This is a genomic window from Pseudoxanthomonas mexicana (genome assembly GCF_046736355.1).
GTDB classification, from domain to species: domain Bacteria; phylum Pseudomonadota; class Gammaproteobacteria; order Xanthomonadales; family Xanthomonadaceae; genus Pseudoxanthomonas_A; species Pseudoxanthomonas_A mexicana_B.
Window position 1 is genome coordinate 680,073 of record NZ_CP157201.1, and the last position, 21,745, is coordinate 701,817.

Consider the following 21,745-nt stretch of genomic DNA (forward strand, 5'->3'; position numbering starts at 1 on the left):
TGCCCTGGCGCCAGTCGGTGCGCCGGCTGAACGCCGGATCACCATCTCAATCGCCGCCCTGCCAGTGCGGCTGACAGCGAGTCGTACAGTGCCTGCGCATCGGCCTCGGGCAGGAAGCGGATGCGCAGCGGCGGCGCCAGGCCGGTCGCGCCGGCGGTGTCCAGCCACAGCGAGGCGGTGCCGAGCCGGCGATCCAGCGGCGAGCGGCTCAGCCGCAGCGCCTGCAGCTTGTCGATTTCGGCGAAGCGCCACCAGCGCGACCACCAGCCGCCGCGCACCGCCACCATCCGCTCGTCCACCGCGTAGGCGGCGTGGCGCGCGTGCAGGCGGGCGCCGTACGCGCTCCACGGCAGCCACAGCAGCACCAGCCATCCCCACGGCCCGATGAAGAACGCCACCGCCGCGGCGGCCAGCAGCATCCACGGCACGCCGGGCAGGAACAGCCGCCACCAGCTCGACGCCGGCAGCGGCCGCCAGTCCCCGCGCGGCCAGTGCGCCTGCGGCAGCAGGTGGCGCACCAGCGCGTCGCAGGCCTCGGGCGTGGCAATCGGCGCCAGTTCCTTGAGCGCGCGCTGTTCGCCCTGCTGCTGCTGTTCGGCCACGGCGGTGTCGATGCGCAGGCTGCGCCGCCCGAACCACCGGTGCAGCAGCGTCTCCTGCAAGGTCCAGGACTGGATGCGGCGGCGCGCGATGCTGGTGCGCAGGCGCGCGAGCAGGCCGCGCTCGACGGTGAGCCGGCGCGGATCCTCGCTCAGGCGGAAGCCGTGGTACTGCAGCAGCGCCAGCAATACCGACAGGCCGCGCAGCAGCAGCGCCGCCAGCGCGATCAGCGTCGCCACCGAGACCGCGGTGCTGAGCCAGCCCCACTGGAGATGGCTGACGTAGCCGGAGGCCTGCCGTGTCGCCAGGCGCATCCAGCCGCCCATGCGATCCTCGGGCAGGAACTGCCAGGCCGCGCCGAAGGCGGCCGCCACCACGATCATGCCGCGGTTGGAGACCAGCCCCAGGCGCAGGATTTCGCCGGTCGGCAGCGCCAGCAGCGTGCCCGGCGCGGCCGGCGCGCTTTCACCGGCGACCGCCGCGTCCTGGCCGCGATGGCGGATCAGATCCTCCAGCGCCAGCGCCGCGTCCAGCCCCAGCACGCGCATCTGCGCCTCGGGCTTCTGCCCCCCGGCCGATTCCAGTCGCACCTCGGCCACGCCGAACATCCGGTGCAGCAGGCTCTGGTGCACGACCACGTTGTGGATGCGCGCGTAGGGAATCTCGCGTTGCGAGCGGTGCAGCCAGCCTTCGCGTACGCTCAGTCCATCCTGGCCGATGCGGTAGCGGAAGGTGAGGTATTGCATCACCGAGGTCAGCGCCAGCACCGCGACCGCGATCAGTGGCGCCAGCCCGGCCATGACTTCGTAGCGATCGCCGCGGCTGCCGAACACCAGCAGCGCCGCCAGCGGCACGATGAACTGGCGCAACTGCTGGATCAGCACGAACAGCCACGACCACGGATGCAGCCGGTGCTCCTGCGCGGGCGAGGCGGAGGCGGGTCCGGCCGGCGAACTCACAGGGCGTCGTCGTGATCGAGCTGGTGGGCGAGCCGGTCGCGCAGGCGCTGCGCGTCGCCGGCGTCCAGCCCGGTGGCGCTGACCGTGGCCATCCGCGTGCCGGCGGTGTGGATCACCAGCGTGGCCAGCCGTGCATGCCGTTCCAGCGGGCCGTGCTTGAGGTCCAGATGCTGCACGCGCGAGATCGGTACCCGCGTCTCGACCCGCCACCAGTGGCCCCGCCGCAGCGCGAAGCCGTGCCCGTCGAGCTTCCAGAACGTGCGCCGGTGCCGGCGCACCGCCACCCAGGCGCCGAGCGCCGCGCCGGCCAGGGCGCCTGCCGGGATCGCGATCCACGGCGACACCACCGGCCACAGCGTGGCCAGCGGAATCGAGGCGCCGCCGAAGGGAAGGGCGAGCATCGCGCCGCCCAGCGCGGCCAGCCAGGCGCCGCGCGCGGGCAGCGGCTGCCAGTCGCCGGACGCGGCGGGCTGGGATGGCAGGGGGGGCACGGGCGGAGGAATGGAGGCCACGGTCGGCCCGGGCGGCGGGACGGACGTCATCGGCCGCTCCGGCAGGCGCAGCGCATGCGCGCGCAATGGCCCGTGTCGCGCATGTCCAATACCTCGCATCTGCTCCACGTGGGGCGCGTGCGCATCGTCTCTCCCGTATTCGATCAGCGATACGGCGATGATTCGCCGCTGTCGGCAGGCCGCAGCGTATAGCGTTTGTAGGTCCACTGGTACTGCGCCGGATCGCGGCGGGCGATGCGCTCGACCTCGGCGTTGAGCGTGGCCGTGGCCACTGCCAGGTCCGCGCTTGCGATGGTTTCGGGCATCGGTTGCACGTGCAGTGCGAAGTCCGGCCCGGGGCCGACGCGCTCGCACCACGCCACCAGCACGATAGCGCCGGTGCGTTCGGCCAGCCGCGACACCAGCGTCATCGTCAGCGCCGGCTTGCCGAAGAACGGCGCGAACTCGCCGTCGCCGGCCTTGGGCTGCTGGTCGGGCAGGATGCCGACCGCGCCGCCTTCCTTCAGCACCTTCCACAACTGGCGCACCGCCGGGCCTTCGGCGCGCACCTGGCGGATGTTGTCGGCGTGGCGCACGCGCTGCAGGAACGCATCGCCGATGGCCGATTCCGGCGGCCGGTAGACGATGGCGATGGGGCCGCGCGAGGACAGCCACTGGTTGAGCAGCTCCCAGTTGCCGAAATGCGGCGCGGCCACGATCACGCCCTTGCCCGAGGCCAGCGCGGCGTCGTACAGCGCCGCGCCATGCAGTTCGCGCAGGTGCGACAGGTTCTCGGCCGGCGGGCGGGTCCAGAAGCGCAGCGTCTCCAGCGCCTGCCGCGCGGTGGTGCGCAGCACCGCGCGGTGCAGTTCCTCGCGCTGGCCCGGCAGCCAGTCCGGGTAGACCAGTTCGAGGTTGCGTTGCGCCACCCGGCTCTCGCGTGCGTCCAGCCGGCGCCACAGCATCGCCACCGCATCGCCCAGCGCGTACAGCCACCGCCACGGCAGGCGGCCGACCAGCCAGGCGGCCAGGTACAGCAGGCGGGCGGAGAAGGGAGGCTTCATGATGCGGAGTCTAGACGGGAACGGCGCATGGGCTGGGGAAGGGATTGTCCCTCATCGGAACGGCATCAAGATGGGAGAGCGAGGTTCGTCATCCCGGCTTGCGCTGGGATGACGAGCAAAGGCGATAAGCTTTTCCCGAATCCCCGTTTTTAACGGGCGAATGTCCGGTCATCCCGAATCCCGAATCCCGATGCTCACCCTCATCCAGCGCGTCACCCGCGCCGCCGTCACCGTGGAAGGCGAAACCGTCGGCGCCATCGGCCCGGGCCTGCTGGCGCTGGTGGCCATCGAGCCGGGCGACGGCGAGGCGCAGTTCCAGCGGATGGCGCAGCGGCTGCTGGGCTACCGGGTGTTCGCCGACGAAGCCGGGCGGATGAACCGCTCGCTGGCCGATACCGGCGGCGGGCTGCTGCTGGTCAGCCAGTTCACCCTGGCGGCCGATACCCGCTCGGGCATGCGGCCCAGCTTCACCACCGCCGCGCCGCCGGACGAGGCTGAACGCGGTTTCAACCGCTTTGTCGACATCTGCCGTGAAAACCACGCCCCGGGGGTGGAAACGGGGCGGTTCGGCGCCCATATGGTCGTGGACCTGGCCAACGACGGCCCGGTGACCTTCCTGCTGCGCCCTTGACCGCCACCGACGGCTCAGGAGGCTCCTTCCAGCCCGGTGCGACTGCCGGCGGCCCCGCGCTGGTATAATGCTAGGTTCCTCATTTCCCCTCCAGCCGGTGGTGCAACCCCCCATGGCGAACGAACGTCCTGCCCAACAATCCGACATCAAGCTACTGATCAGCAAGGGCCTTGAGCAGGGCTATCTGACCTACGCGGAAGTCAACGACCACCTGCCCGACGATCTGGTCGACCCCGAACAGATCGAAGACATCATCGGCATGATCAACGGCATGGGCATCGACGTCCATGAAGTCGCGCCCGATGCCGAAACCCTGCTGCTGGCCGGCACCAGCGACGGCGGCCGCGAGGTCGACGAGACCGCCGCCGAGGAAGCCGCCGCCGCGCTGACCTCGCTCGACACCGAGGGTGGCCGCACCACCGACCCGGTGCGCATGTACATGCGCGAGATGGGCACGGTCGAGCTGCTGACCCGCGAGGGCGAGATCGCCATCGCCAAGCGCATCGAGGAAGGCCTGGGCCAGGTGCAGGCCTCGCTCGGCAACTTCCCGTGGTCGATCGAGCTGCTGCTGGAAGAGTACGAACTGCACAAGGCCGGCAAGAAGCGCCTGGCCGAGATCGTCGTGGGCTTCAACGACGTCGAGGAGCCGGTGGAGGAAGTGCCGGTGGTGGCGGTGGCCGACGATGCCGTGGTCGAAGCCGAAGACGACGCCGACGAGGCCGAAGACGACGTAGCCGAGGAAACCGGCCCGGTCGGCCCGGATCCGGAAGAGGTCGCGCGCCGCATGCAGGTGCTGGCCGACGGCTACGCCAAGTTCAAGAAGTCCTACGCCAAGAACGGCCCGGACAACAAGGCCGTGGTCAAGCTGCGCGCCGACCTGGCCGAGACCTTCGTCACCCTGAAGCTGCCGTTGCCGCTGACCGACACGCTGGTCAAGAAGCTGCGCGAGGTGGTGGCGCAGATCAAGGAACACGAGCGCCGCGTGCTGCACCTGTCCTCCAACGTGGCCAAGATGCCGCGCAAGGACTTCATCCGCGCCTGGGAAGGCAACCAGACCAACCTGGGCTGGGTGGACGAGGTGCTCAAGCGCAAGCAGAAGTGGTCCTCGGCGCTGCGCGAGGTCAAGGACCAGATCGTCGCCGAGCAGGAGGCCACCATCGCCATCGAGCAGGCGATGCACCTGTCGCTGGCCGACATCAAGGAAATCAGCCGCGCGATGGCCTACGGCGAGGCCAAGGCGCGCAAGGCCAAGAAGGAGATGGTCGAGGCCAACCTGCGCCTGGTGATTTCGATCGCCAAGAAGTACACCAACCGCGGCCTGCAGTTCCTGGACCTGATCCAGGAGGGCAACATCGGCCTGATGAAGGCGGTGGACAAGTTCGAGTACCGCCGCGGCTACAAGTTCTCGACCTACGCCACTTGGTGGATCCGCCAGGCGATCACCCGCTCGATCGCCGACCAGGCGCGCACCATCCGCATCCCGGTGCACATGATCGAGACGATCAACAAGCTCAACCGCATTTCCCGGCAGATGCTCCAGCAGTTCGGCCGCGAGGCCACGCCGGAGGAGCTGGCCAAGGAAATGGACATGCCCGAGGACAAGATCCGCAAGGTGATGAAGATCGCCAAGGAGCCGATCTCGATGGAGACCCCGATCGGCGACGACGAGGACTCGCACCTGGGCGACTTCATCGAGGACACCAACGTCGAGTCCCCGATCGAGAACACCACCAACATCAACCTGTCCGAGACCGTGCGCGACGTGCTGGCCGGCCTCACCCCGAGGGAAGCCAAGGTGCTGCGCATGCGCTTCGGCATCGACATGAACACCGACCACACGCTGGAAGAGGTCGGCAAGCAGTTCGACGTCACCCGCGAGCGCATCCGCCAGATAGAGGCCAAGGCGCTGCGCAAGCTGCGCCATCCCAGCCGCTCCGAGCAGCTGCGCAGCTTCCTCGACATCGACTGACGGTTCCGCGCCGCGGAGCGGTCATGAACGCGGCCTGGCGACAGGCCGCGTTTTTTCTTGCCCGGATGCCGGGCGGGAGCACTTCCGGTTCGCATGCTCTCTGCCGTCATCCCCGCGAAGGCGGGGACCCAGCGACTTCCGGCCTTGAAAAGACACGGGCTCCCCGCCTGACCAGACGTTCGTCTGTTGAAAACCGCGGGGATGACGGGACGAAGAATCGAATCGGAAGAACGCCAGCATGCGAGATCGTCCCGCCCGCGCGACGTATTCACGGCGCTTACATTCTCTTCACTAGAATGCGCCGGACTTCCTCCCCCGGAGCTACAACTTGGAACGCAGAACCGTGTTGCAGGGCGCCCTGTCGCTGGCGCTGCTGGGCGCCGGCGCGTCCGTCCGCGCCGATGCCCGGAATGCGCAGGCAGCCCAGGCGCAGGCGTTCGATGACGGCACCGTCGCCGGCCTGGCGCGCCGGCTGGCCGCCTCGCCCTATCGCGCGCCGGAGGCGGCGCTGCCCGAATCGCTGCGCATCGGCTACGACCAGTACCGCGACATCCGCTTTGACCCGCGGCAGGCGATCTGGCGCGAGCAGGGATTGCCGTTCCAGTTGCAGGCCTTCCACCGCGGCTTCCTGTTCGCCCAGCGCGTCGAACTTTGGCAGGTGGAGCAGGGCCGGGCGCTGCCGCTGGCGTATTCGCCGCGTATGTTCGATTTCCAGAACCTGCCGGCGCCGGATGCAGGCGCGGACCTGGGATTCGCCGGCTTCCGCGTGCATGCGCGCTTGAACCGAGACGACTACTTCGACGAATTGATCGCCTTCCTCGGCGCGAGCTACTTCCGCGCGCTGGCCAAGGGACAGGCATACGGGCTGTCGGCACGCGGGCTGGCGCTGGGCAGCGGCGACGAAGGCGCCGAGGAGTTCCCGCTGTTCCGCTCGTTCTGGATCGAGCGCCCGGCGCGCGAGGCGGACAGCCTGACCGTGCACGCGCTGCTGGACAGCCCCAGCGTGGCCGGCGCGTTCCGCTTCGTCGTCCGTCCCGGCGAGGAGACGGTCATCGACGTGCGCTCGCAACTGTATCCGCGGGTGACGCTGGCGCGCGCCGGCATCGCGCCGCTGACCAGCATGTTCGAGTTCGATGCCGGCGATCGCGTCGGCGTGGACGACTACCGCCCGGCCGTGCACGACTCCGACGGGCTGGCGATGCTCAACGGGCGCGGCGAGCAGATCTGGCGGCCGCTGTGCAATCCGGCGCAGGTGCGGATCAGCGCCTTCCAGGACGAACAGCCGCGCGGATTCGGGCTGATGCAGCGCAAGCGCCGCTTCGCCGACTACGCCGACGCGGAGGCGCGCTACCAGGACCGGCCGAGCCTGTGGATCGAACCGCTGGGGCGCTGGGGCAGGGGCGCGGTGACGCTGGTGGAGATTCCCACCGCCAACGAGTACCACGACAATATCGTTGCGTTCTGGCGGCCGGCGCAGCCGCTGCCGGCCGGCCGCGAGCATCGCTTCGACTACCGCATGCACTGGTGCGCCGATCACCCGTGGCAGCGCGCGCTGGCCAGGGTGGCCGCCACGCGCATTGGCGCCGCGCCGCGTGCGGGCGCGCGGCTGGTGGTGATCGACCTGGCCGGCGGCCGGCTGGCCGGGCTGCCGGCCGATGCACAGGTGCAGGCCGACGTATGGACTTCCGCCGGCGAGGTCGCCCATGCCGTGGCCCATGCCAATCCGCTGGGCGGCGGCTGGCGGCTGGGCTTCGAGTTCGTGCCGCCGTCCACGGGCGATGCCGAGTTGCATGCGCGCGTGCAGGACGCTCAGGGCGCGCTGTCGGAAACCTGGCTGTACCGGTGGAGCGCATGAACCGGATGCAGCCGCTGGCGATGGACACGATCGCGCGCGACGCATGGCTGCCGCCGGAGTCGCCGCTTGCGATGCCGGTGCAGGATCTGCACGACAACGCGCCGGCGGCGCGTCGCCCGGTGGGTGCGCCCGCCGGCATGGCGCTCAGGCGCGCGGGGATCTTCGGCGGTACCGCGCTGCTGACGCTGGTGGCCGCCTACCAGATCTGGTGGGTGCTGCGCGGCGGGGGCACCGACGTGCTCGAAGGCGTGCTGCTGGCGTTGTTCATCGCGTTGTTCGGCTGGATCGCGCTTGCGTTCTTCAGCGCGCTGGCCGGCTTCGCGCACGTGCTGGCCCGGCGCGGCGACTGGCTGGGGGTGAAGGCGGAAGGACCGCTGCCAGTGCTCGCCTCGCGCACCGCATTGCTGATGCCAACCTACAACGAGGATCCGCAGCGCCTGCTGGCCGGGTTGCAGGCCATCCACGAATCGGTGGCCGCCACGGGGCAATCGGATCGCTTCGATTTCTTCGTGCTCAGCGACACCAACCGCGAGCCGGAACGGCAGGCCGAGGAAGCGGCCTTCGCTGCGCTGCGCGCGCGGCTGGGCGAGGGCGCGCGGCTGTTCTACCGTCGCCGCGAGCGCAACACCGAGCGCAAGGCCGGCAACATCGCCGACTGGGTGCGGCGCTTCGGCGGCGCCTATGCGCAGATGCTGATCCTCGACGCCGACAGCCTGATGACCGGCGAGACCATCGTGCGGCTGGCTGGCGCGATGGAGCGCAATGGCGACGTCGCGCTGATCCAGACGCTGCCGATGATCGTCAACGGCCGCACGCTGTTCGCGCGCATGCAGCAGTTCGCCGGGCGCGTGTACGGGCCGGTGGTCGCGCACGGCGTGGCCTGGTGGCACGGCGCCGAGAGCAACTACTGGGGCCACAACGCGATCATCCGCACCGCCGCGTTCGCCGCGCACGCGGGCCTGCCGGAACTGCGCGGCCGCAAGCCGTTCGCGGGCACCGTGCTCAGCCACGACTTCGTCGAGGCCGCACTGCTGCGCCGCGGCGGCTGGGCGCTGTACATGGTGCCGGGCCTGGGCGGCAGCTACGAGGAAGGCCCGCCCTCGCTGAGCGACATGCTGGTGCGCGACCGCCGCTGGTGCCAGGGCAACCTGCAACACGGCGGCGTGCTGGACGCGCGCGGGCTGCACTGGATCAGCCGCGTGCACCTGATGATCGGCATCGGCCACTACTTCACCGCGCCGATGTGGGCGATGCTGATGCTGGTCGGCCTGGCCATCCCGTTGCAGCAGGCTGGGCTGGCGGTCGATCAACTGCGCTTGCAGGATTTCAGTCCCGCCACCTACTGGCGCGGCGGCGACCCCGAACGCTTCCTGTGGGTGTTCTGGTTCACGATGTCGGTGCTGCTGGCACCCAAGGCGATGGGCTACCTGGCCACGCTGGCCGACGCGGCTACGCGCCGCGCCTGCGGCGGTGCGCTGCGCATCGCCGCAGGCATGCTGCTGGAGACGTTGCTGGCCGCGCTGATGGCGCCGGTGACGATGTACGTGCAATCGCGCGGCGTGGCCGAGGTGCTGGCGGGCAAGGACTCGGGCTGGGAACCCCAGCGCCGCGACGACGGCAGCGTGCCGCTGTCCAGCCTGTTGCGCAGCTATGGCGGACTGAGCGTGTTCGGCGCGCTGATCGGCCTGGCCGCCTGGCTGGTCTCGCCGGCGCTGGCCGCGTGGATGTCGCCGGTGATCCTCGGCATGGTGCTGTCGATCCCGGTCAACCTGCTGACTGCCTCGCAACGCGCCGGACAGCGCCTGCGCCGGCTCGGCCTGCTCCGCATTCCGGAGGAAGTCGCACCCCCCGCCGTGCTGGCCCGCGCCACCGAACTGCGCAGTCCCCCGGGCCGCTGACGTCCGGCCGCGGCGCAAGGGGCTTCCAGTACAATCCCCGCAAGCAGGGCCTATAGCTCAATGGTCAGAGCAGAGGACTCATAATCCTTTGGTTCCAGGTTCGAGTCCTGGTGGGCAACAGCCGACTGTTCCCGATGTGTGACCCAGTGGAGTTGGACAGCCTATCGAGCTTGCGGCACTTCTTGTAACCGAACGATCAGGCCGGCATTTGAGCGGCGGCATCCCGGGTGGCTGTCGCGGAGATACACCGGCAACTGCCACGGCGCCGGATGGTGGGTGATTGGGTGAACGCAACCGGGTGAGGACGGGCCAGAGCCGTTTTTCCGCCATCCCGGCTTTCCATTCGGGAATCAGGCGCTTGTAAGGCTGCTCCTTGCTTTACAAGTTGGTTCCCCGGACGTTATAGAAAAAATGACGACCACGTCCGGGGATTCCACCGCTCATGCCGCCTGACCGCCAGGAATGGTTCCTCAATCAAGTATTCTGCCATCGAAGGATGCTGCAGAAGTACCTGCGCACCTACCTGTCCTCCGTCGAGGACATCGAGGACGTGATACAGGACACGTACCTGCGCATCTACGCCATTCAGGACTACACGACGGTCGAGTCGCCCAAGGCACTGCTGATCACCATCGCCCATAACCTGGCGGTGGAGATCGGGCGCCGCAGGAGCCGCCGGGCGACGGATGCAGTGGCGGATTTCGATGCACTGGGCGTCTCTTCAGGCAATCCTCAGCTCGAGGATCAACTCGATGCACGACGCCGGTTCGAGGCGTTCTGCTCGGCGGTGGACAGCCTGCCGCCGGTCTGCCGGCGCGTGTTTGTGCTTAGGAAGGTCTACAAGTTGTCGCAAGCGGAGATCAGCGCGGTGCTGGGCATTGCGGAAAGCACTATCGAGAAGCACGTCGTCAAGGGCTTAGTGCGGTGCCGGGATCACCTACGCAAGCACGGCCTGCCGGACGGCGCTGACCCGGCGGAGGCGGGCGGGAGCTTGCGCAGACTCAAGGACGAAGGAGAGCGCCGATGAGCGATGTGCTGAAGTTCCGCAGCCTTGTTGAACTGGAGGAAGAGGCCGCAGCCTGGGTCTGGCGGCTGGACGACGACAACGTGTCCGCGGAGGTGCGCGCCGAGTTCGGGCAATGGCTGCGGCGCGATCCGCGTCACCGCCGCGTCTTCGAGGAACTCGGCGGCGTCTGGCAAGCCTTGGACGAACTGGCGGAGGCTAAGCGGGATGAGAAGCTGGCCACGTTCGTGGCCGAGGAGCGCCGGCTGCAGGCGTGGCCGGAACGGAAACGCCGCATGCGGCCCCTGCGGTGGTTCGGCATAGGCATGGTTGCCGCTTCCCTACTGGCAGCGACGGGTGTTCTGTTCTGGTACCAGCAGGGACACGAATCCCAGACGCTGTCTACGGCAGTCGGCCAGCACCGCAGCGCCAGGCTCGCTGATGGATCCACCATCGACATCAACACCAATTCGATCGTGGAAACGCGCTTCACTCGCAGTGAGCGTTCGGTCTACCTGCACAAGGGCGAAGCACTGTTCACGGTCACGAAGAACCCGAATCGGCCCTTCGTGGTCATCGCGGGGGATACGCGCGTGCGGGCGGTCGGAACGGCGTTCAACGTGCGAATGCGCGACGGCGGTGACGTGGAGGTCATTGTGACCGAGGGTCGAGTGGAGATCCTTCGGGAAGGCGGCCGGGTTGGCATCGAAGCGGCACCGGCCGCCCGCGATCTGGTACCGGGGACCAACGAGCTGACGGCCGGCCAGCGCTTCCAGCCCGACGCGGCATCGCCAGTGGATACGCTTCCCGAGGCGAAAGTGGCCAATGCGCTGGCGTGGCGCGAGGGCGCTATCGTGTTCGACGGCGTACCCTTGGCCAAGGCCATCGAGGAACTGAACCGCTATACCGACGCGAGACTGGTGATTGCCGATCCCGGCATCCAGGACATGCGCGTCGGCGGCCGGTTTCGCACCGGCGACGTGGATGGATTCGTGGCTGCGCTGACGCGCGCCTTCCCGGTGGCGACGCGGCGCGGGGCGGACAACCTCATCTATGTACATGCGCGCGAGACGGCGCCCGCGCTCCGACAATAGTCCAGAAGCAGATCGAGGGAAGCTGGGAGAGCTGAGTCCGGCGCCGCGTGGCGGAAATCCCCTCCGGCCCCGTCTCTGGAGGGTCCGGCGCATCGCGTCGCAGCCATCGTCACGGATCAATGGGGAACGCCACGGGGGTATACAGGGTTGCTGTCGTACTGCTGCTGTTCCTGCTGTGCGCGTGCGCCCGGGCCGACTCGGCGCGAGTACGCTTCGACATCGCCGCGCAGCCGGCCGCCTTGGCCTTGAATGAGTTCGCGCGCCAGGCCGACGCCACCCTGATCTTCTCCTACGACTCGGTATCCAACGTTCGCACCCGCTCGTTGCAGGGCCGATACCCGGTGGACGAAGGGATCGCCTTGCTGCTGCGCGACACCGGCCTGGCTTACAGGAAGTCCAGCGACGGTACCTACCTGATCTGCCTGCGGGCGGCCTGCGGCCCGTCGGCCGCCGCCGTGCCGGGCGAGCCGCGCCCGCCCGAACGGCAATAGCGGAAATGATCCGCGGGCCCGTCTTCATGACAAGCCGGTGACAACGCCGCGTACGTGAATTTTTCCCGGGGAGAAAGTGCAACCATGAAGTGCCACTCTGCAGTCACAGAAGCTCGACGGAACCTGCTGTGCAGCGCCTTGGCCCTCGCGCTGGCGGCGGGCGGCGCAGTGACGGGCGCCCGCGCGCAGGATGCAGTGCAAAGGAAACAGTTCGAGGTTCCCGCGCAATCGGCGGCCTCCGCGCTCAACCAGTTCGCCGAGCAGGCGGACATCACGCTGGTGTTCTCGCAGGACGTGGTTTCCAAGGTAGAGCTGCGTTCACTCAGTGGAACCTTCACCACTCAGGAAGGCCTGGCCGCGATGCTGGAAGGCACTGGGCTCTCCTGGCAGAACATCGACGCCAGGACCATCTCCATCATCCGTGAGGCGCCTTCGCCTTCCGGAAAGAACGACACGGGCACGCGCTCGCTCGACGCGGTAATCGTCACCGGAACCCGCATCCGCGGCGCCACGACGCCGTCGCCGCTCATCAGCATCAGTCAAGCGCAGATCCGTGAGGATGGGCATGCCGACTTGGGTGAGGTGATCCGCGCTATCCCGCAGAACTTCTCGGGTGGGCAGAATCCGGGCGTAGCGCTCGGCGCAAGCCTGAGTGGCGTCGCCAACCAGAACCTTACTTCCGGATCCGCATTGAACCTACGCGGGCTGGGTGCGGACGCGACACTCACCCTGCTCAATGGCCGCCGCCTGTCGTATTCCGGCTTCACCAACGCCATCGACATCTCGGTCATCCCCATCGGGGCGCTCGAGCGCGTGGAAGTGGTCGCCGACGGCGCGTCGGCGATCTACGGTTCGGACGCCGTCGCCGGCGTGGCCAACATTGTCACCCGGCGCGACTTCGACGGCGTGCGTGCCGATGCGCGCGTCGGCGCGGCCAGTGACGGCGGCGGCATCGAACGCCGATACGGCCTGACGGCGGGGACGACCTGGAACGGGGGCGGCGCCATCGCCGCCTATGAATACACGGACATGGATCCGATCCTGGCCAGCCAGCGCGCCTACCTCGGCTACATGCCACGCCCGGAACTGACGTCCATCCTTCCCGGCCGCAGGCAGAGCAACCTGTTCGCCAGCGCGTACAAGGATCTGGGCGACGCGGCGACGATCAGCCTGGACGCCGTCCGCACGAGGCGCGATACCAGCACCGAGGCGGTGCAGACACCCATGCACTTGGTGTACGAAGCAGAGAGTGAGAACACCGCGGTCGCACCGACGCTGGAATTCTTCCTGCCGCGCGAATGGTCGCTAACACTCGGCGGCAGTTACGCACGCGACCGGACGGTGTCCATGAACCGGTATTTCACCCTCGACGGGGTTTGGCTCCGAGACTCGGGAGGGTGCTACTGCAACACCACCCGCGCGCTCGAAATTGGTGCGGAGGGGCCGGTGTTCGCGCTGGCGGGAGGCGACGTCAGGACCGCCGTGGGCGCGGGCTGGCGCGAGAACGACTTCGAGAACCGATCCTATACCTCGACCAGTCTGACGGCAGGCAGGCGCAGCAGCCGCTACGCCTACGGCGAAGTCAACATGCCCCTGGTCTCGCCCGAGCAGGAACTGGCCACGCATCGGCTTGACTTCACCGCAGCCTTCCGCCACGAGGACTACGGGGACATGGGTAGCGTGACCACGCCCAAGCTCGGCGTCGTCTACCAGCCGCGGGCGGGTTTCACCCTGAAGAGTTCCTGGGGGAGGTCATACAAGGCGCCCAACCTGATGCAGCAGCACCAGAGCATGCTCACGTACCTGCGGCCGGCGGCGATACAGGGTGCGGTGGGATACCCACCGGATGCCACCGCCCTGACGATATCGGGCGGGAACCCGGACCTGAAGCCCGAGCGCGCGGAGAGTTGGACCGCGTCGATTCTCTTCCATCCGCAATCCGTTCCCGGCCTGCAGCTGGAATTGGGTGTGTTCGACATCGACTACACCGACCGCGTCGTGATGCCGGTCAGCAACATACAGGCGACCTTCCGCGATCCCGCCTATGCGGAGTTCATCGTGTTCAACCCGCCGCAGGCGCTCCAGGCGGAGTTGATCGCGCGCAGCGGCCAGCCTCTGCTCAACGCCACGGGTGCCCCCTACGATCCGTCCAAGGTGATGGGCTTGGTCTACGCCACCTATGCCAACGTCGCCCGCCAGCGCATCCGCGGGGTGGACCTGTCCGGCACGTACGGGTTCGACCTGGGCGGCGGCCGGATGACACTGCGCGGCTCGGGCAGCTGGCTGGATAGTCGCCAGCGCAACACTTCCGCGGCCGAGGAGTTCGACGTGGCGGGCAAGGTCTTCAATCCGGCGAAGTTCCGCGGTCGCGTGGGCGCGACGTGGAACCGCGGGCCATTCATGTTGTCCTCGTTCTTGAACCACGTGGGCGGCGTGACCGACAACCTCCGGCCCGTGGAGACGAGGATCGCCTCGTTCACCACCGTCGATGCCAATGCGCGCTACACCTTCGCCGGCGAAGGCGCGCTTGCCGGCGTGGGGCTGGGGCTCTCGGTGCAGAACCTGCTCGACCGCGAGCCGCCGCTGATGGCTCCGCTGTTCGACTTCATCGTCAACTACGACTCGACCAACCACTCGGCGATTGGCAGGTTCGTCAGCCTGTCGGTCAGCAAGCAATGGTGATCCCGTGCCCGAACAACTGCCTGTCCCGCCGCGCGCGTGCGTGCGTCTGGCGCACCGAAAGAACTCCATCCGAGAACCGGGGCATCCCGTGAGCCGCAGGCGAACCATGCAACGCTGGCTGTCGCTGTTGGCCGTCGCCGTGCTGGTGGGCTGCCTGATGCCCGCGATCGCGCTTGCGGCGGTGGCGGACGAGGCGGCCGCCGATCTGCCGGGAACTTACCCGTATGAACTCGCGTTCGACATGCGCAAGCTGCGCAGCGGCGACCCGCCGGTCGTGTCGCCGGACGGCGGCCGCGTCGCCTATGTGGTCGTGACTCCGCCGGACGTGCGGTTGCAATCGGTGCGTTTCCTGCCAAATGGAACCCCGGTCGATGCGATCGGGGCGCGGATCCACGTGTCCGGGGACGGGGAGCCGTCGGGGTCGACACTCATCTGCGGCGGCCGCGGGAACCAGTGGAACCCGTCCTGGTCGCCGGACGGGCGGCGGCTGGGATTCTATTCGGACGAGCACGGCCGTCCCGAGCTGTGGATCCAAGAACTCGGGGATGGCACCTGCCGGCGGACCGAGGCTGCGGTGATCCGCGCGAGCATGTTCACCGGCTACCAGCCGCGCTGGTCGCCGGACGGGCGAACCGTCTACGTGCCGCTGCGCCCGGACCCGCCGCTGGAAATGTCGGACGCGATCAACCCGATGGCGTTCGCCACAGCCGACGTGGGTGGCAAGGAGGACGGTAGCGCGCCGGCGCGGGTCTTCCGCAGCGGAAGCGAGGCCAGGGATGGCGAGGGTGCTACCGGCTCCGTCGACCTAGGCCCGTTCATCCTGTCGAACTACAACGCCTCCCTCGTGGCCGTCGATGCCGGAACAGGCAAGGTCCGCATGCGGGTGGACGCGCGCACCGAGCCGCGGCCGACCACGCTGAAGGTTTCGCCCTCGGGGCGCTGGCTCAGCTATGCCTCGCTGCCGGCCAGCAATCCCTCGGCGCCTTTGCGCAGCCTGGCTTTCGTACCTGCCGCCGGCGGCAAGCCCTCGGTGCTGGTCGAGGGGCTGGTGTCGGCCAATAACAGCATGGAGCTGGACTACCGCTGGCAGCCGGGCCAAGATCGGCTGGTATACCTGCACGGCAAGGCCATGTGGCGGGTGGATTTCGGCCAGGACGGCCCCGGATCGCCCCGGCGTCTAGCCGAGACGCTGGGCGAGCCGCTGGCCTCAGTGCTGTATTTCACGCGCGACGGCCGCTCGCTGGTCGTGGGCATCGAACCGCAGGGGAAAGGCCGCGATCGGGTGCCCGGCGCACTCGCTGTGGTGCCGGTCGACGGCGGCGAACCCATGCGGCTGGCGCTGCCGGATACAGCGCGGTGGCAGTTCCTAGGCCTTGTGCTCGCGAACGAGGACGTGATCTGGCAGCCCGATCCGCGCCATCTGACCGTGCAACTGCGCGATCGCGTGACCGGCCACGAGGCCCTGTACCGGATTGCGCTGGACACGGGACAGGCGCGACAGGTCGACGTTGGCCTGCATCGGCTCCGCCACTTCGGTTCCGGCGGCGACCATCGCCAGCTGCATGCCGTCTACGAGGATCTCGCCAAGCCGCCGGACCTGTACCGCTACGGCGCCAATCTCGGGCGCGCGCGCCGCGTGTCGATGATCGAACCGCGCGCGCAGGGGCTGGCCTCGGCCCGTGTCGAAGTTGTCGAGAACCTGGTGCCCCTGCATGACGGTCGCTTGCAGAAGGTGCGCACCACGCTCCTGCTGCCGCAGGGGGCGAAGGCGGGCGACAGGCTGCCGGCGGTGGTGATGGTCTACTCCGGTTCCGACCTGTCCACGAGCGCGACCCAGTACGGCGGGGGAGTGGGCAACACGGTCCCGAATCAGGTCTTCACGAGCCGCGGGTTCGCGGTGGTGATGGCCGACATACGCCTGTCCGAAATGGGGGAGCCGGCGCATCCGGCGCAGGACATTACCGACGCCCTGCTGCCGCAGGTCTACGCGCTGGCGAACGCGGGTTACATCGATATCGGACGGCTGGCAGTGAGCGGTCAGTCCTATGGTGGCTACAGCACCGCCGCGGTGGTCAGCACGACCAACCTGTTCCGCGCCGCGATTCCGGTCAACGGCACCTTCGACCTTGCCGGCTTCTATGGCGGCATGGACGGCCGCGGCAGCAGCTTCATGACCCATTGGGCTGAGAAGGGGCAGGGACGGATGGGCGAGCCGCCGTGGGAAAACATCCAGCGCTACATCACCAACTCCCCCTATTATCGGATCGACCGCATCCACACCCCGATGCTGATCATCGCCGGCGAGAAGGACAACGCCGTCGGTTTCGAGGAGTCCAAGCGCCTGTTCGTGGGCCTGCGGCGGATGAACAGGCCAGCGCAACTAGCGATCTATCCGGGCGAGGGGCATGTCATCAGTGAGTGGTCAGTTGCCCATGCCGCCGATGCCAGCCGCCGGATGGTCGAGTTCCTTCGCAGGCATCTTGTGCAGAGTTCTGCCGGTCTCGGTGAAACGGAAAATAGGCATCGCTGACGTTGCAGCGAGGTCCGCGCCGTAGTCTGCGGAAGAAGAAGTCCCGGCGCCTGTGCACTACGCTGGGCCTATTCTGGGCGCCACAGCGACACGCCTTGCGGCAATGGTGGAGGGCGCTCGGTGAAATATGGCAATCGGCGCCTTGCACCTTCATGCGCGAGGTCTCCCTCCCTCCCTTGCCCCGGCTCTGGCCGGGGCTGTTCTTTGGCATTGAGAGGCGGTGGCGCCGTCCGGTGGGCCGTGCGCGATGCCTGCCAAGTCAGGTCCATCGAGGTGTGGTCGTGGCGGTTTGCGGCATTCCAGCGAGTCGTTGGCCTTGAACCGGTCCCATTCGTGCATCGCCAGTTCCAGCCGATTGTCGAGGAACTTCTAGCGCGTGCGGCTGCGCGTTGGTCTGCACGATGTGGCACTGGTTGCAGAAGTAGCGGCGCGGCGAGATGATGGCGAGGAACTGGTCTTCGCGGTTCATGTAGTGGGTCAAGCTGACCAGCAGTGCCTGAAAGGTGACCGTGTTGCTGCGCGCCAGCCCTGAAGCTACCCCTCGCCGGTCCAGTACAATCCGCCCCGCGGGCCTATAGCTCAATGGTCAGAGCAGAGGACTCATAATCCTTTGGTTCCAGGTTCGAGTCCTGGTGGGCCCACCAATCAGTCAGCTGCAAACCGCAAGGTAGCCAGAATCCAGCAAGTTCCCAGGGAAATGACTGCGGTGTGTGCGGGCAGGGTTCTCTCCGCAGGCGAGAGTGGCATTTCGAGGTCGATTTCTCAGTGGCCCAAATGGCCAACCAAAGGTGTGGCCCTGAGGTTGGGCTGTGGGGGGGCTGTCGACCGAGGCTGTGTAAAAACCCGTTGCCGGCAACCTTCCAGCGGCCGCTGACATACCTCGAGCAGCCGGCAGCACGGCAAGTATTTGTGATCTTCAGGCCGCGATAGCCTGCAACATCCTTTGCGGCCCCATGATCTTGATCATCCGCTTCATGTTGTAAGCCAGCACTGCCAGGCTGATCTCCGTTTTCACCTTCGGAAGGGTCTTGGTCAGTAATGGCGTGGTGCCGAGCCAAGCCTTGAGCGTGCCGAAGACATGTTCCACCGTCTGTCGCCGCGCGACAGCTGCCTGTGGCCTGGCATCGAGCAGCATCTGCATCCTCTCAAGGACGTGCTCATGCTCCCACCGCGTGATCCGCCGGTAGCGAGCGGTGGTGCACCGCGCCCGTATTGGGCAGTCGGGGCAGGCAGATGACCAGTACTTGTGCAGTGTCAGCCCATTCTCTTCGGCTGCGAAGCGATGGATTGCCCGCTCGCCCGCCGGGCATTCGTACTCATCCATCGTCGGATCGTATACGAAGTCCCGCTTGTCGAACCGGCCTTCTGCCTTGCTGTTCGATGTCAGGGGCTTGGGAACCAGCGGGATGATGCTCGCCTGCTCGCACGCCAGTATCTCCGGAGCGTTGAAGTAGCCGCGGTCGGCCAGCGCCGTCATGTGTCCGGCACCGAGTGCGTCCTTGGCCTTCCTTGCCATGGCCGAGAGTTCGGCACGGTCGTGACCGGTATTCGTGACATCATGCGCGACGATCAAGTGATGTTCGGCATCGACCGCCGCCTGCACGTTGTAGCCCACCGTACCCGTGCCGCGCCCGCTGGTTGCCATTGACCGCGCGTCCGGATCGGTCAACGAGATCTGGTGATCCGGTGCATCCTGAAGCTGCTGCTCGATGGCATCGAGCTTCTCCATCTGCTGGCGTAGCTTCGCCAGCTTATCCTTCAGATGGAGAACGCGCCCCTCCGGTAACAAGGTGGGATCACGATCCGCCCGATCCAGCTCGGCCAGGTAGCGGGCAACGCTCTCTTCCAACTGCTTCTGGCGCGCCTTGACCTTGCCAGCCGTGAAGTTGCGATCCCGGCTGTTCACCGCCTTGAGCTTGCTGCCGTCGATCGCGACGACTGCATGCGAGAAGACCTTCATCTTCCGGCACAATACGATGAACTGGCTGCACACCGCCCTGATCGCACTGCCGTTGTCCTTGCGGAAGTCGGCGATGGTCTTGAAGTCCGGCGCCAGCCGCCCGGTCAGCCAGATCAGTTCAAGGTTCCGTTGCGCTTCACGCTCCAGACGCCGGCTGGACTGGATGCGATTGAGATATCCGTAGATGTAGATCTTGAGCAACGCGGCCGGGTGGTACGCCGGCCGCCCAGCCGCGGCGCGATTGGCGGCCTCGAAGCCAAGCAAGCTCAGATCCAGGGCTTCGACGAAGGCATCGACCACCCGCACCGGGTTGTCTTCGTGGACGTAATCTTCAAGCCGATCAGGGAGCAGGAGCCCCTGGGAACGATCGACTGCATCAACGAATCGCTTCATGCTGCCCACCAACCGGCTGGTGCTCAGATCTTGCCAGCAGGGAGTGAGTTTTCACACAGCCTCGACCCGAAGCGGACATTAAACGCCGAAATGAAGCAGAGCCCTAACGGGTCAGCCCAAGCAAGATTGGTCCGGGACAAAAGGCGGGCGGTGTCCGTAGGCGCGGTTTGCTTGGCGCCGTTGCTTCGAGCCTACTGAAACCTGTACTTCGGTACTTCTAGAGTAAAGGGTGGCCGAAGAACGGGGTCGCCTCCGTTGCTTGGAGAAGCCAGCGCTTGGAAACGCAAGCGAGACGGCTCCCAAGGGAGGGAATCGTGCAGCGGAAATCGTATCTCGTCGGCGGTCTTGTGGTGCTGCTCAGCGGCTCCGTCTTTGGGGTGGATATGGGTGACGACCCCATTGCGGAAGCGGCGACGCCATCAACAGGCGAAGCGATGGTTGTGATGTGGCGGCGCGTTCCAAGCAACTTCAACAGTAGCGACTTCAGCGCGGAGCAGGCGAGGAAACTCGTCGATAGTTCTCCCTCGCGCACCATACGGCTCTCACAGGGTGACACGGTATCCGGTCAGCTGCACCGGAAATTCAAAATCAGCAGCACTTGGACGCCCGTCATGTACGAGCGCATGATCTCGAGAATCGTCGAGCTCAATGCACTCAAGAACGCCGACGAGGTGGTGGCAGGCCAGGAACTAATAGTGCCCGTCGTGCCGATGACGGCGACATCGCGCCTCAGCCAGGGCGTGCGTGTGGACATCTCGCAGTCTATGCTCGATTCGACCTCCTATGGTTCTCTTGGCGTTGCGGAAGAGGGCGCCGCGCAAACAGAGATCCAGTACTTCAGCATTCCTGCGAGTGAGTTGTACAAATACGAGCTTGCAGATGGCTATGAGCAGGGTGCAAGCGGTGAAATGAAAGTAGAGTTCGGATTCGCAGGCTCGTCTGAGGGAGCGAGTCTGGCGGCTCCAGTGCGCACCGAAGTGGCAGAGCGAATTCGTGCCGGACTCAAGGGGAGTGCGAATGGGGTGAATCCCGTGATCATCGTCATGGATGACTCCATTCCTGACAATGAGGAATACGCGCGAACAAGAGATTTCGTCGTTTCTCTTTCTACCACCGTACGGGCCAAGTATTTTCTGGGGGATTCGCCCTACATTGAAGATGTGAAGGGGCTTGCCAGTAGCTTTCCCGAAGAGACGCCAAGGTACACGCTGTATCCGGATCTGAGGATGCATTCGTCCCAGATCAAGGAAACGTTGAGGCCACTCATCAAGCTCGATGAGGCACAACGCATCAGGGTGATCTATCTTCCATTGGCCGCCACCCAGCATGGGATCACTCCATTGCTGAAAGAGCTGCTTTATCTAGCGGAGATGATCAAGATCGTAAAGCCGGTGCCCGGACAGAAAAGCAAGGCCATCGCCGGCTCCAAGCAGATTGCGATGATCGTCGTCGATCAGATCATGATGGGCAACCGTCAGGTGTTTGACTATCGACCGGTAGCCTTCGGCACGCTGGCGGCGGCGTCCATTCCATCGGACAGAAGCCTCATCGAGGCTGTCGCCTTGGTTCTGGATGCCTATTCGACCGTTACCGGCGAGCCTCATGCGCTCTCACTGTCATGGACGACGCTGAAACTGCAGCTGCCTGTGTACTTAGTGGAGAGCCCGTATGGCTGGAAGTTCGCCGCCGTCGGAAACGGCGGCGTGGCCGGGGTCGGATCGGATTTTCTCGCCAATGAGTTGCAACTCGCTTCCCGTGCCGCCACCAACAGAGATGTCGTCGCAGTCCTAAACTCGGATGGCATAGCCGGTCCTTGCGCTAGCAACGTATTCGATGATTCCGGCGGAATCGAGCTGCTGGGTGTGGCCTTTTCCGGGCGGCTGGATGCGAAGCGTTGTGGCACCAGTTTCTCAACCCCGCGTGTGACGTGGCTCATGGCAGCGCGTGAAGCCATCCATGGGGAGCGCCAAGCCATTCCGATGACGCCCTATGCACGACTGCTGTGGAATCAGCGGCAGAAGCAGTTTCTGCAAGGCCTCAAATCTGCTGGACCAGGGACCGTGCTGCAGAAGTACGGATTGAACGAAGACAAGCTGTTTGAAGCTGATAAACAATGAAGGAGAAG

At 66.7% G+C, this 21,745-nt stretch carries 15 protein-coding genes and 2 tRNA genes; 12 read left to right on the plus strand and 5 right to left on the minus strand.

All coding sequences use genetic code 11. From position 1 onward, the window contains the following. Positions 1–38: 38 nt before the first annotated feature. The 3 genes from AAG688_RS02900 to AAG688_RS02910 form a co-directional block, all read right to left on the minus strand. Positions 39–1,559, minus strand: coding sequence for a PH domain-containing protein (locus AAG688_RS02900; RefSeq protein WP_411833863.1), 1,521 nt, complete (start codon positions 1,557–1,559; stop codon positions 39–41). After that, positions 1,556–2,101, minus strand: coding sequence for a PH domain-containing protein (locus tag AAG688_RS02905; RefSeq protein ID WP_411833864.1), 546 nt, complete (start codon positions 2,099–2,101; stop codon positions 1,556–1,558). Before AAG688_RS02905 ends, AAG688_RS02900 begins: the two co-directional genes overlap by 4 nt. Positions 2,102–2,214: 113 nt before the next feature. Further along, entirely contained in the window at positions 2,215–3,114 is a 900-nt protein-coding gene (locus tag AAG688_RS02910) for a lauroyl acyltransferase (RefSeq protein WP_411833865.1), read from the minus strand. Positions 3,115–3,304: 190 nt separating this feature from the next. Here AAG688_RS02910 and dtd point away from each other — a divergent pair, with 190 nt between their 5' ends. From dtd to AAG688_RS02960, 10 genes are all read left to right on the plus strand, one after another. Next, positions 3,305–3,745 (plus strand): D-aminoacyl-tRNA deacylase, encoded by a 441-nt coding sequence (gene dtd, locus AAG688_RS02915; RefSeq protein ID WP_411833866.1) that lies wholly within the window; start codon positions 3,305–3,307, stop codon positions 3,743–3,745. Positions 3,746–3,857: 112 nt separating this feature from the next. Continuing rightward, entirely contained in the window at positions 3,858–5,714 is a 1,857-nt protein-coding gene (gene rpoD / locus AAG688_RS02920) for an RNA polymerase sigma factor RpoD (RefSeq protein ID WP_411833867.1), read from the plus strand. Between the two features lie 328 nt (positions 5,715–6,042). After that, entirely contained in the window at positions 6,043–7,569 is a 1,527-nt protein-coding gene (locus tag AAG688_RS02925; protein ID WP_411833868.1) for a glucan biosynthesis protein, read from the plus strand. Further along, the gene (gene mdoH, locus AAG688_RS02930) at positions 7,566–9,467 is read left to right on the plus strand and encodes a glucans biosynthesis glucosyltransferase MdoH (protein ID WP_411833869.1); all 1,902 of its coding nucleotides are present in this window, start codon (positions 7,566–7,568) and stop codon (positions 9,465–9,467) included. The genes AAG688_RS02925 and mdoH overlap by 4 nt, the downstream gene beginning before the upstream one ends. Positions 9,468–9,513: 46 nt before the next feature. Next, a tRNA-Ile gene (locus tag AAG688_RS02935) sits at positions 9,514–9,587 on the plus strand. Between the two features lie 376 nt (positions 9,588–9,963). After that, positions 9,964–10,494, plus strand: coding sequence for an RNA polymerase sigma factor (locus AAG688_RS02940; protein ID WP_411833870.1), 531 nt, complete (start codon positions 9,964–9,966; stop codon positions 10,492–10,494). Next, positions 10,491–11,564, plus strand: a complete 1,074-nt coding sequence (locus tag AAG688_RS02945) for a FecR family protein (protein WP_411833871.1) — start codon at positions 10,491–10,493, stop codon at positions 11,562–11,564. Before AAG688_RS02940 ends, AAG688_RS02945 begins: the two co-directional genes overlap by 4 nt. 119 nt (positions 11,565–11,683) lie before the next feature. Continuing rightward, the gene (locus AAG688_RS02950; protein ID WP_411833872.1) at positions 11,684–12,055 is read left to right on the plus strand and encodes an STN domain-containing protein; all 372 of its coding nucleotides are present in this window, start codon (positions 11,684–11,686) and stop codon (positions 12,053–12,055) included. A gap of 138 nt (positions 12,056–12,193) precedes the next feature. Further along, the gene (locus tag AAG688_RS02955) at positions 12,194–14,737 is read left to right on the plus strand and encodes a TonB-dependent receptor domain-containing protein (RefSeq protein ID WP_411833873.1); all 2,544 of its coding nucleotides are present in this window, start codon (positions 12,194–12,196) and stop codon (positions 14,735–14,737) included. Positions 14,738–14,843: 106 nt separating this feature from the next. Next, the gene (locus AAG688_RS02960; protein ID WP_411833874.1) at positions 14,844–17,267 is read left to right on the plus strand and encodes a prolyl oligopeptidase family serine peptidase; all 2,424 of its coding nucleotides are present in this window, start codon (positions 14,844–14,846) and stop codon (positions 17,265–17,267) included. 259 nt (positions 17,268–17,526) lie between these two features. On the opposite strand, the gene AAG688_RS02965 is transcribed toward AAG688_RS02960, so the two are convergent. Continuing rightward, complete coding sequence (locus AAG688_RS02965; protein ID WP_411833875.1) at positions 17,527–17,736, minus strand: nitrate reductase cytochrome c-type subunit; 210 nt, start codon at positions 17,734–17,736, stop codon at positions 17,527–17,529. Positions 17,737–17,835: 99 nt separating this feature from the next. On the opposite strand from AAG688_RS02965, the gene AAG688_RS02970 reads away from it, so the two are divergent. After that, positions 17,836–17,911: transfer RNA gene (locus tag AAG688_RS02970), tRNA-Ile, on the plus strand. A 272-nt stretch (positions 17,912–18,183) separates the two neighbouring features. On the opposite strand, the gene AAG688_RS02975 is transcribed toward AAG688_RS02970, so the two are convergent. After that, on the minus strand, positions 18,184–19,620 hold the full coding sequence (locus tag AAG688_RS02975) for an IS1182 family transposase (RefSeq protein ID WP_411833876.1): 1,437 nt from the start codon (positions 19,618–19,620) through the stop codon (positions 18,184–18,186). A 314-nt stretch (positions 19,621–19,934) separates the two neighbouring features. On the opposite strand from AAG688_RS02975, the gene AAG688_RS02980 reads away from it, so the two are divergent. Continuing rightward, complete coding sequence (locus AAG688_RS02980) at positions 19,935–21,737, plus strand: hypothetical protein (protein WP_411833877.1); 1,803 nt, start codon at positions 19,935–19,937, stop codon at positions 21,735–21,737. Positions 21,738–21,745: the final 8 nt, after the last annotated feature.